Consider the following 11,253-nt stretch of genomic DNA (forward strand, 5'->3'; position numbering starts at 1 on the left):
CAACAGTCACCCCACCCCGCGCTACGACGTCCATACCGTGACCACAAAGGATGCCAAGCCGCCAGGCACGAGGAAAACGAAGACCACGAATCCCCGCCCCCGCCGCACAGGTTAAAGATCAAGCTAGCCGTGGTGCTCCCAGAAGACGAGTTCCCAGTTCGACGTCGCGATCGAGGTCATCCGCGCGACCCCGGAGGCGCGGCTGCGCCACACCCGGTGGATGTACGGCGAGTCCGACGGCCGGTACTGGTTTTCCAGCGGCATCCCGTCCCCCGGTGGTCGAGGCGCTCTCTCCCGCCTGAGCTGCGGCTCAGGCGGGAGAGCCCGTCGTCGTGCCCTCGATCCTACGCGGGCGTCAGGGGGCGAGGCGGTACGCCCGTACCACCGTCTGGGTGACGGTGTTGCCGGCCTTGTCCGTCGCTGTCGCGCGCAGCGAGACGTACCCCGCGCCGGCCGGGTGCCGCACGGTGGCGGCGCCGCGCTCGCCGTGCCGGCGCACGGTGGCCGGCGTCCAGGTGGCCCCGTCGTCGTACGACACGTCGACCGACAGCGTCCGGACGGGTTTGGCGGTCGAGTCCGGCTGGCGTTGCACGGTCAGCGGGATCTCGAACGTTACCCCGGCGGGCGCGCTCTGGCCGGCGGTCAGCCGCGGCGTGAACCGGACCACCGAGGTCGACAGCCGGGCCCCCACATCCCCGTCGACGTGGCCGGAGCGGAACGTCCACTCCATCCGGGTACGCGTCGACAGCGTGACCGGCGCGTTCCGTTTGGCGTCGACCACGAGGCGGTAGGCGGCCTCCTCGGGCGGGACCACGAAGATCTGGAGCAGCCCGCCGTCGAAATCGGGCGCGACCGGCTCGCCGTTGCGGTGCAGGGTCACCGTCACGTCGTCCACGCTGGACGTTCCGATGTGGCCGGACGAGTCGGCGTACAGCCGGGGGAAGATCCACAACTCGTCGTCGAACCGGTTGACGCCGGAGACCTCGTTCGGTTCGAGGCCCCCTTCGAGGATCGGCCCGTGCACCGCCCCGTTCCAGCTCTCGGTGTAGCGGCCGCCGGCACGGTACGAGATCAAGTCCGGCGACCACAGCAGGGTCCGGCCCGCCTCGTGCGCCTCCCAGAACGTGTGCTCCCAGCGCAGCCCGCCGTCCGTGTTGACGTACTTGACCTGAGTGGACGGCAGTGCGAACGGCAACTGCCGCACGTACTCCATCGTCACGACGCCCGGCAGGAAGCTGGCGCTGTACTGCCAGCCGGTGCTGCCCGGCACCTGCTGGGCGTACTCGTTGGTGATGGCGACCAGGCTCGCCCGGGCGACCGTCCGCGTGAACCCCGTGGGGTAGCGGCCCGGCACCCGAAAGCCCAGGTCGTACGCCGCGCCCGCGGCCGCCCAGGTGCCGTCGACCTTGGATGTGACCCCGTCGTACGCCTGGTCCGGCCCGAGCTGTGCGGACCGCAACCGGCCGAAGTCTTCGCCGATCCAGCCGAACTGGTAGGCCTCGCCGGTGGCGATGGTGCCGTGGATGTCGGCGGACCCGTGCATCTGCCGGGCGTCCTTGTCCGGCAGCGACACCGTGACCGGGCGCCCGAGCCGGGCGTCCAGGGACAGTTGCTGGTCGGCGCCGAGGTCGAGGCGCGGGTGGATCAGCACGGCCGACGTGGACTCGTCCGCGCCGAGGATCGACGAGCGCACCACCCATCGGCCCTTGGGCAGCCGCAGGGTGAACGAGTCCTGCCCGACGCCGGCGTCGAACACGCTGTGGCTGTAGTAAGTGGCGGCGTCGCCGTCCACCCGGTACACGCCGGTCGCGTGGTTGGCGGTCGCGGCACCGTCGAAGTCGGTGACGGTGAACGCGATGTCGTAGCTCTCCACCTCCTTTTCCACCGCGAGCGGGGTGCTCACGGTCACGCCGTCGGCGGTCGCCCGCAGGTAGCCGCCGAGGAACCCGTCGGGGACGGCGGTCCGGGTGTCGGCGGTGACGGTGGCCTGGGCGGTGCCGCCGGCCGGCACGGTCAGGCGGGCCGTTGAGACGGCGAACAGGGCGGCGTCCAGGGGCGCGCCGGAACCGTCGACCGCGTTGACAGCCAGGTCCAGCGAGACCGGGGCGTCACCGTGGTTGCGATAGGTGACCGTGCGGGTGAGCACCGGGTCGTCGGCGTGCGGCCAGAGCTGGCGGCCGAAGCCGACGCCGCCCTCGTCGACGGTGACCCGGGCGGTGCTGGCCGCGGCGACGTCCACCCGGCCGGCGCCCTGCGCGAACACCCCGGCCCGGCCGGGCGTCGCCGTGCTCATCAGCGCCGCCTTGAGCCGGTCCGGTCCCCAGTCGGCGTGTACGCCCGCGAGGATCGCCGCCGCGCCCGTGACGTGCGGCGTCGCCATCGACGTTCCCTGCATGGTGACGTATCCGCCCTCGTTCGCCCGCGCCGCCGTGATGTCGACGCCCGGCGCGGTGATCTCCGGTTTGAGGCCGGAGTCGCCGAGACGCGGGCCGCGGCTGGAGAAGTTGGCGACCGCGTTCTGGTCGTCGACCGCGCCGACGGCGAGCGCGGCGGGCGCGCTGGCCGGCGAGGACACCGTACGGTCGCGGAACTCGTTGCCGGCCGCGACCACGAACAGCGTGCCGTGCCGCGCGGTCAGGTCCTGGACGGACTCCTCGAGGAGGTCCATGCCCGGCGCGTCGGGCCAGCCGAGGCTCATGTTCACCACGTCGGCGCCCCGCTCGGCCGCCCACTGCATGCCGGCCAGGGTGTACGACTCGGGGCACCAGCCGCCGGCGTCGCACACCTTCACGTCGAGCAGCGCGGCATCCGGTGCGACGCCCCGGTACCGGCCCTCTGACGCCACGCCGCTGCCGGCGATGGTGGACGCCACGTGCGTGCCGTGCCCGAAGTTGTCCTTGTCGTCCTCGCCCTCGACCAGGTTGACCCGGTCCCGCACCTTGCCGGCCAGGTCGGGGTGGGTGTCGTCGACGCCGGTGTCGACCACGGCCACCGTCACGCCGGCGCCGGTGTGCCCGCCGGCCCAGGCCGTCGGCGCGCCGATCTGGCCCACGCTGGTGTCCAATGTGGTACGCCGCCTCGCGTCGAGCCAGATCTTCTCGACCCCGCCGGCCAGGCTCTTGGCGGTCGGGCCCGCGCTGAGGTCGCGCCACAGCCGCGTGGCACTTTCCTTGGGTACGCGGACGGCGAGCCCGTCGATGACCGGCAGCTCCCGGGTCACCGTGCCGGCGGAGGCGGCCCTGCTCCGGGCGGTCGTGGTCGCGGCCTTGCCGCCGCCGTGGGTGACGATCAGCGACAGGTCGCGCTGGTCGTTGTACCCCATCTCGACCAGGCCGGTCACGTCGAACAGGCGCCGGTCCAGCCGGCCCGCGCCGAGCAGCGCGCTCGCGTCGCTGGGCAGCACCTCCAGGCGGCCGTCGAACTCCCGGGTCGTGAACGTGACTCCGGCCCGGTTCGGCCCCGGTTCAATGTGGACGGTCCGGCCGGACGGGCCGAGCACGACCCGGTCGCCGGTCACCAGCGTGACGGTCTTTCCGGCCACCGGGGAAACCGCGCGCCCGGCCGCCGAGAGCGGGGACGGGGGTGCCGGGCCGACCAGCAACACGGTCGCCGCCAGCACTCCGGTGGCCGCCAGCCTGGCGGCGGCTCGTCGGAACGTACGCGAGAGGGGCATGGACACTCCGATGCAAGTCGTCGAAACGAGCTGTCACCTATGAGTGCCCGATGCCCCCGGCTCGCGTTGCACGGCCCTGGGCCAAACTGGCTACGGCAGGGCGCTCCGGAGCCCCGGCAGCGCGGCCTGCGCCACCGCCTGGCTCGTGCCACGGGTCGCGTCGTTCGCGACCGCGTCCCGGTTCAGCGGCGGACCCTGAAGCCTGCCGTAGTAGTACAGCTCGTAGCCCCACCCCTGGGCGCCGTTGTAGGCCACGCAGGTGTACTGGATCTCGACGGTTGTTCGGCGTCTCTGAGGATGCCGACGTGTCGGGGGTAGGCCGGCGTTTTGGATGCCGATGAGGGGTTGCCCGGCGTGGCGCGGTTGCGTGTGTTGATCGGCGGCGGCAGCGTGCCGACGACGGGTATGCAGCGGCTTTCCCGGGTTCATCTCTTGACCGAGGGCGGTGGCGTGTTTGGCGACGAGGCGGGCGACCGCGTCGTGGGACATTGCAGTGCCGCGGCGGGTGGCGAACAGCGGATCGGCGGCGGCCGGGCGGCGTGTGGTGGGCCAGCTGGTGAGGACGGCGACGGTGTGTGCGGTCAGCGGGGTGCAGCGGTCCTTGCGGCCTTTGCCGCGGCAGGAGACGTGCGCACCGACGCCCAGGTAGACGTCCCTGGTGGTGAGCGCGGTCAGTTCCGCGACGCGCAGGCCGGTCTGCGCGGTCAGGACGAGTAGGGCGTGGTCGCGGCGGCCGTGCCAGGTGGTCTGGTCGGGTGCGGCCAGCAGCGCGTCGAGTTCGGCGGGGTTGAGGAAGGTCACGATCGTGGTGGTGGCGCGTTTGGTTGGATGGCCAGGACCCGGCTGATCAGGTCGGCGTGTTCGGGTGCGGTGCAGGCTGGCGTAGCGGACAGCGAGTGGATCGCGGCGAGTCGGGTGTTGCGGGTGGCGATGCTGTTGCCGCGCACCGTTTCCAGGTCGTGCAGGAATCCGCGGCGTCCAGATCGGCCAGGTCGAGGTGAGCGGGCAGCGTGCCGGTGCGCTGGTGCATGTGGGTGAGCAGCAGTCGTAGCGTGTCGCGGTAGGAGGCGTTGGTGTGTGGGCTGGCGCCGTATTGGGTCATCAGCCAGTCGGTGAAGAATGCCTGCAGCAGCGCCTGCGGGATCCGGTTGACGCACTCGACGGCCAACCCCGACGGTCGCCCACCCATCTCGTCGAACCCCGCCAGCATCGCCCGTACCACCAGGTGGGAGGCGTCGGTGGGCAGCTCGCCGGCGCCCTCCCCGGTCACCTCGACGCGGCAACCATCCGGGGCGATCGAGGCCGTAGCATCGTCGTACAGCGCCAGGGCCAGGCCGAGCGCGTCAATGCCGGGGTCCAGGTTGGCACTGGTCGCGGGCACGCGTACGCGCACCGCCCCGGGGACGAAGGTCAAGCCCATCGGGCCCATGCTAGTGCCGCCCTGACCAGGTACGTTCCGCTGGGCACCGCCCCACCCGCCCCGGCGTTTTCCCAAAAGGGGCAGCCTTTTTGGGAAAACGGACCCAAAACGGCTCCCGTATACACGTGTGGGCAGGTATACGGGAGCCCTGTTCACGGTGCCCTCCCAAAAGGGCTGCCCTTTTGAGGTCAGGTCGGGTGAGGGTGAGGGTGAGGGTGAGGTCGGGCTGGGTCGGGGCGCCCGCGCCGGCCCGTCGATCCAAAAAGTTCTCGCGATCCGTGCAACCCTGCGCACCCGCCATGCGCACCTGGGAGTGAAGGGAGCGGGATGCGCAGCGACGAGGACGAGGATCGGCGGCAGTTCACCGAGTACTTCGCCGCCCGCCGGGAGAAGGTACGGCGGACGGCGTACCTGATCTGCGGCGACTGGCACTGGGCGGATGACCTGACCCAGGCCGCCTTCATCCGGCTTGCCACCGCGTGGCGGCGGATCCGGGATCCACAGGCCCTCGACGCGTTCGTGCGCACCTGCCTGGTGCGGGCGTACCTGGCCGAGACCCGTCGAGTCTGGCGGCGCCGGGAGCGCACGGTCGCCGAACTGCCGGAGTTGGCCGGCGTGGACGACGCGGCCGAGTCGGTGGCGCGCCGGCTGCTCTTCGAGCGGGCGCTGGGCCAGGTGCCGCCGCGCCAGCGGGTGACCCTGGTGTGCAGGTTCTACCAAGGGCTCGACGTGGCGGAGACGGCCGCCGTCCTGGGCTGCTCCGAGGGGACCGTGAAGAGCCAGACCGCCCGCGGGCTGGCCGCGCTTCGCCGCGTCCTGGGCGACGCGATCGAGCCGCCGGCCGAACTGGTGGGCGTGCGGGAGGGGACAGCATGACCGGGCTGCGGGAGATGTTCGACGAGGTGGCCGAGGGGCCGGCGCCGCCGAGCCACCTCGTCGCCGACGACGTGTATTCGGCCGGCCGCCGCCGGCGTACCCGAAATGGGTTGGTGAAGGGCGCGCTGGCCGCGGTGGCCCTGGTGGTCGCCGTGGGCCTGGGTGGTGTGATCGTGACCCGCCCGGGCGGGGAGCCACCCGCCCCGGGCGGCTCCCCGGATTCGGCGCCGGACGTGAGCGGGCCAGCGCAGTGGGTGGGCGCGGCCGACGCCACACACCTGTACGCGACGTATATGAATTGCCCCGGTGGGCCATGTGCCAAGGCCTTGGTCCGCCTGGTCGCCTCGGACGACGGCGGGCGGACGTGGCAGGAGCGCGGCACCGCCACGGAGATCATCGATCTCGTCGTCGTCGACCGGCAGACGCTGGTTGCGGTCAAGCCGGAGGCGGCGATCGCGGTCAGCGTCGACGGCGGGCGCACCTGGTCGGCGGCCACGCAGGCGTCCCGGCCCATCACCGAAGTGCCCGACGGCGGGACAGTGCTCTGCACGACGATCGAAGAGACCACTGGAAGGTGCCTGCTGTACGTCGTGGATCCAAAATCCAGGATGTTTGCGCCGCTAGCCACGCCGCCCGATTCCCTCCTGCTCAGCGAGCGGGTGGAGAGCGCCGCAGGGCACCTGTGGGTCGCCGGGACGACGGAGGGGAAGCCGTGCCTGCCGGCCGCCTCGGTGAGCACCGACGGCGGGCGCAACTGGACCATACGGGTGCTGGCGGACCCGCCTGGACGCGACGAGGGCTGCGATTTGGTGCGGATCACCACCACCGCTGATGGGAAAACGGCGTACGTGGTCGTCGGCGACTCCGACGACGGAAGCCGGTCCATCTACCGCGTCCCGGCGGACGGCAAAGCCGAACTGGTCGCCACCACGGACACCAAGTACAGCCGCAACGACTCGTTCGTCGCCGCGGACGGCACGCACGTGCTGGCCCAGATGGTGCGCGGGGAGCGTCTGGACGAGGTGCGCTGGTGGGCGCTTACCGGCTCTGGATACCAACCGATCGCGCTCGACGGCCTGCCCGCGACCGTCTATCCCGTACGGCGCGCGGCGGACGGCTGGTTCTACACATTCACCTACGGCTCCGAACAGAGCATCTACGGCTCCATCGACGGCCGGCACTGGTCGGCCGTTCCCGTTCCAGGAAGGTAACCAATGATCCGCAAGGGCGCCGCCATAGTGGCGGCGGGGTTCACGCTGTCCTTGATGCTGGCCGGCTGCGGTGGCGGCGACGAGCCGACGGTCGCTACGGCGGCCACCGGCGGGCCGGCCGCATCCGCCTCACCGAGCAGCGGCAGCGGCACCCTCGCCGAGTATGTCGAGGGCCAGCGCAAGTGGGTGAAGTGCATGCGCGAGCAGGGCTTCAATTACCCGGACCCGGACGCCAGGGGCCAGTTCAACCTCAGCGGCGACGACAACAGGAAGTTCAAGGCCGACAGCCGGTTCATTCCGGCGCAGGAGGCGTGCCAGCAGTTCCGGATGGAGATTCCCGCCGAGCTGCGGCCGAAGGAGGAGCCGCCCACGCCAGAGCAGATCGCCAACCGCCACGCGTTGGCGAAGTGCATGCGCGAAGAGGGCGTGCCGGACTACCCCGACCCCGACGCCAACGGCAATTTCCCGCAATCCTGGGGCAACGCCGAGACGAACCCGCAGGAGGAGGCAGCCACCCAGCGGGCCATGCAGATTTGCGAGCCGCTGCGGCATGGGGGGCCGAAGGGGACGTACGACCCCAACTTCAAGTTCCAGGGATGAGAGGCAAGGTGGTGGCGGCGGTCCTCGGGGCCGCCGCCGTCGCGGTGGCCGGCGCCGCGACGCTCGGCCTCGGCGGCCGCGGTACGGAGAAGCCGGCGGCCGACCGTACCGGGCCGGCGACCACGGTCGCGGTCACCCGGGAGACGCTCGTCGAGTCCGCCTCGCTGGCCGGGGAACTGAGCTACGGCAAGGCCGTCCCGCTCGCCTCGACCGCGGCCGGCACGGTGACCTGGCTACCCGAGCCGGGTGCGACGGTACGACGCGGCAGCCCGCTGCTGCGCGCCGACGAGCTGCCGGTCGTGCTCCTCTACGGCCCGCTCCCGATGTACCGGCCGCTGACCGAAAAGCTCACCGGCCCGGATGTCCTTCAGTTCGAGCGCAACCTGTCCGCGCTCGGCTACGACGGGTTCACTGTGGACGATTCGTTCTCGACCGCCACGACGGCCGCCGTCAAGCGCTGGCAGAAGGAGCTGGGCCGGACCGAGACCGGCACCGTCGACAAGGACCAGGTCGTCTACGCCCCCGGCCCGGTACGCATCGCGGAGCGGCTGGTCCGGGTCGGGGCGAGCGCGGCCGCCGACGTCGTGTCGTACACCGGCAGCACCCGGCTCGTCACCGTGCCGGTCGGCGCCAACGAGGCCGCCTGGGCCGCGAAGGGGACGGCGGTGACGGTGACGCTGCCGGACGGCAAGTCCGTCGCCGGCAAGGTGGCCGCCGTGGCGGACGAAGCGGCGGCACCGACGTCGTCTGAGGACACCGCACCGACGGTCGACGTGACCGTGTCCATCGCCGACCAGAAGGCGCTCGGCACCATCGAACGCGGGCCGGTGACCGTGAAGTACACCGTCCGCCAGCGCAAGGACGTGCTCACCGTGCCGGTCGCCGCCCTGCTGGCGCTGGCCGAGGGCGGGTACGGCCTGGAGGTGGTGTCCGGCGGCTCGCCCCGGATCGTGCCGGTGAAGGTCGGCCTCTTCGCCGACGGCCGCGTCGAGGTGACCGGCGACGGGCTCGACGTGGGTACGACCGTGGGAATCCCCGAGTGAGCGGCGTCATCGAGCTGAACCGGGTGTCGAAGACGTATCCCGGCGGGGTGCACGCCCTGCGCGACGTCGACCTGACCATCGGGTACGGCGAGCTGGCCGGCATCGTCGGGCCATCCGGCTCGGGCAAGTCGACGATGCTGCATCTCGCCGGCACGCTCGACCGCCCCTCGTCGGGCACCGTCCACATCGACGGGTACGACGTGTCCAAGCTCTCCGATCGGGACGTGTCCACGCTGCGCGCCCGCCGGATCGGGTTCGTGTTCCAGCAATTCCATCTCGCGTCCGGCGTACCGGCGCTCGACAACGTCGCCGATGGCCTGCTGTACGCCGGCGTGCCCCGCCGGCAGCGGCGGCGCAAGGCGACGGAGGCGCTGGAGCGCGTCGGCCTCGGACACCGGGTCAACCATCGTCCACATGAGATGTCCGGGGGTGAGCGCCAGCGCGTCGCCATTGCCCGCGCGGTGGTCGGCGAACCGGCCCTGCTGCTCGCCGACGAGCCCACCGGCAACCTCGACTCGGCCTCCGGAACCGGCGTGATGGCGCTGCTGCGGGACCTGCACGCGGCGGGCACCACCGTCGTCGTCATCACCCACGACCGGCAGATCGCCACCTCGCTCCCCCGCCAGGTCGAGATGCACGACGGGAGCGTGGTACGTGATCAAGCCGGCTAGGTTGAGCCCCGCGGACCTGGTCCGGCTCGGCGCCGGCGGCCTGCGTACCCGGCCGTTGCGGGTGGTCCTCTCCGCGCTGGGCATCGCGATCGGCATCGCGGCGATGCTGGCGGTGGTCGGCATCTCCACATCCAGCCGCGCCGAGCTGGAGCGCACCCTGGACCGGCTCGGCACCAACCTGCTGAAGGTCGCGCCCGGCGAGACCGCTGGCGGGGCGGACGCCGCGCTGCCGAAGGAGGCGGTCGCGATGGTCGGCCGGGTGGCGCCGGTGGAGTCGGTCAGCGCCACCGCCCAGCTCGCCGCGTCGGTGTACCGCAACGACCACATCCCGACGGGGCAGACCGGGAGCGTGGCCGTCCTGGCCGCCGAGCCGGGGCTGCTGCAGACCGTGCGCGCGACCGTCCACAGCGGATCGTGGCTGAACGCGGCAACGGCGACGTACCCCGGCGTGGTGTTGGGTGCCACCGCGGCGCGCCGGCTGGACGTGCCCGGCCTGGGCGTACGGGTATGGCTCGGCGGCCAGTGGTATTCCGTAGTCGGGGTACTGAATCCCGTACCTCTCGCACCGGAGATCGACTCCGCCGCGCTCGTGGGATGGAAGTCGGCCACGACGTACCTGGGCTTCGACGGGCATCCCACGACCGTCTACGTGCGGGTGGTGGAGAGCCAGGTCACCGCCGTGCGGAGCGTGCTCGGGCGCACCGCCAACCCGGCCGCTCCCGACGAGGTGAGCGTTTCCCGGCCGTCCGACGCGCTCGCCGCCAAGCAGGCCACCGACACGGCCCTGCGCGGCATGCTCCTCGGGCTGGGCGCGGTGGCGCTGCTCGTCGGCGGCGTCGGCGTCGCCAACACGATGGTGATCTCGGTGCTGGAACGGCGCGGCGAGATCGGTTTGCGCCGCTCCCTCGGGGCGACCCGCCGGCAGATCCGCGGCCAGTTCCTCGCCGAGGCGCTGCTGCTGTCCGCGCTCGGCGGCGTCGGCGGGACCGTGCTGGGCAGCGCGGTCACCGGCGGGTACGCCGCGTTGCAGGGCTGGCCGACCGTCGTACCGCCGGTGGCGATGGCGGCCGGCATCGGGGTGACTCTGCTGGTCGGCGCGGCCGCCGGCCTCTACCCCGCGATGCGGGCCGCCCGGCTGTCTCCGACCGAGGCGCTGGCCACCAATTGATCAGGGAGTTTCTTCCGCGGCGAGCCGACGACTCGCGGGAGAAGCTCCCTGATCAACTTCAGTGCCCCGGCGTAGGCCGCGGGTGGCGAGTGACCACCCGACCGCGTAGATCAGGGTGACGGCCCCGCACCCGGCGAGCAGCACGCGCTCGTCGACGTGGTCGACCAGTGCCGCCACGACCAGCTGGCTCAGCGAGATGGTCAGCGTGGCGAGCATCAGGTCGGCGGCGAAGACGCGCCCGCGCAGGCGGTCGGGCACCCCGCCCTGGAGCGCGAAGTTGGACAGGATCCAGTTGGTGCCGCCGGCGCAGTGGGCGGCGAAGACGAGCGCCAGCACCAGCGGAAACCACTGCGCCACGGCCCACGCCAATGTAGGCCAGCCCGTACGCGGACATGGACAGCGCTAAAGCGCCTGGCCGGAAGTTCTGTCCGTAACCGTCGGGGAGCCAGGGTGAGGTCCGTGGCGCGGTGGTGGTGAGGTTCTGCTGGTTGCTTCGGGCGCGGAGGAAGGCGTGGGCTTGTCGTATCCGGTCGGCGATGGTCGCTGGTGCGGTGTTGGCGATGTGTTGTTTGAGTACGGCCCATATGCGTT

9 protein-coding genes and 3 pseudogenes are annotated in these 11,253 nt (G+C 71.9%); 6 read left to right on the forward strand and 6 right to left on the reverse strand.

Going from position 1 to position 11,253, the window contains the following annotated elements; translation table 11 throughout:
• Window positions 1-123 precede the first annotated feature (123 nt).
• The 4 genes and pseudogenes from C1I99_RS32870 to C1I99_RS23040 form a co-directional block, all read right to left on the reverse strand.
• Entirely contained in the window at window positions 124-264 is a 141-nt protein-coding gene (locus C1I99_RS32870; RefSeq protein WP_158554097.1) for a hypothetical protein, read from the reverse strand.
• Between the two features lie 91 nt (window positions 265-355).
• Complete coding sequence (locus tag C1I99_RS23030; protein WP_111136298.1) at window positions 356-3,673, reverse strand: S8 family peptidase; 3,318 nt, start codon at window positions 3,671-3,673, stop codon at window positions 356-358.
• Between the two features lie 90 nt (window positions 3,674-3,763).
• Window positions 3,764-4,474: a tyrosine-type recombinase/integrase gene (locus C1I99_RS23035; protein WP_158554098.1), complete on the reverse strand. Its 711-nt coding sequence runs from the start codon at window positions 4,472-4,474 to the stop codon at window positions 3,764-3,766.
• A 331-nt stretch (window positions 4,475-4,805) separates the two neighbouring features.
• Window positions 4,806-5,093, reverse strand: a pseudogene (locus C1I99_RS23040) (homoserine kinase); the annotation flags it as partial.
• A gap of 327 nt (window positions 5,094-5,420) precedes the next feature.
• Between C1I99_RS23040 and C1I99_RS23045 the strand changes: the two are divergent.
• From C1I99_RS23045 to C1I99_RS23070, 6 genes are read left to right on the forward strand one after another with little or no spacing between them, the layout of a single operon-like run.
• A complete protein-coding gene (locus C1I99_RS23045; RefSeq protein ID WP_111136300.1) occupies window positions 5,421-5,969 on the forward strand; it encodes a SigE family RNA polymerase sigma factor in 549 nt (182 codons plus the stop codon).
• Window positions 5,966-7,180 carry a sialidase family protein gene (locus tag C1I99_RS23050; protein WP_111136301.1) on the forward strand — a complete coding sequence of 405 codons (1,215 nt, stop codon included), beginning with the start codon at window positions 5,966-5,968 and terminating at the stop codon, window positions 7,178-7,180. Before C1I99_RS23045 ends, C1I99_RS23050 begins: the two co-directional genes overlap by 4 nt.
• A gap of 3 nt (window positions 7,181-7,183) precedes the next feature.
• On the forward strand, window positions 7,184-7,780 hold the full coding sequence (locus C1I99_RS23055) for a hypothetical protein (protein ID WP_111136302.1): 597 nt from the start codon (window positions 7,184-7,186) through the stop codon (window positions 7,778-7,780).
• Complete coding sequence (locus tag C1I99_RS23060; RefSeq protein ID WP_111136303.1) at window positions 7,777-8,823, forward strand: peptidoglycan-binding protein; 1,047 nt, start codon at window positions 7,777-7,779, stop codon at window positions 8,821-8,823. Before C1I99_RS23055 ends, C1I99_RS23060 begins: the two co-directional genes overlap by 4 nt.
• The gene (locus tag C1I99_RS23065; RefSeq protein ID WP_111136304.1) at window positions 8,820-9,494 is read left to right on the forward strand and encodes an ABC transporter ATP-binding protein; all 675 of its coding nucleotides are present in this window, start codon (window positions 8,820-8,822) and stop codon (window positions 9,492-9,494) included. The genes C1I99_RS23060 and C1I99_RS23065 overlap by 4 nt, the downstream gene beginning before the upstream one ends.
• Window positions 9,478-10,662, forward strand: a complete 1,185-nt coding sequence (locus C1I99_RS23070) for an ABC transporter permease (RefSeq protein WP_111136305.1) — start codon at window positions 9,478-9,480, stop codon at window positions 10,660-10,662. The genes C1I99_RS23065 and C1I99_RS23070 overlap by 17 nt, the downstream gene beginning before the upstream one ends.
• Here C1I99_RS23070 and C1I99_RS23075 read toward each other — a convergent pair.
• Window positions 10,663-11,068, reverse strand: a pseudogene (locus C1I99_RS23075) (MFS transporter); the annotation flags it as partial. It lies immediately after the preceding gene.
• Window positions 11,069-11,253: pseudogene (locus tag C1I99_RS34850) on the reverse strand (IS630 family transposase); the annotation flags it as partial.

It is taken from the genome of Micromonospora deserti (assembly GCF_003236335.1).
Classification (GTDB): Bacteria; Actinomycetota; Actinomycetes; order Mycobacteriales; family Micromonosporaceae; genus Micromonospora; species Micromonospora deserti.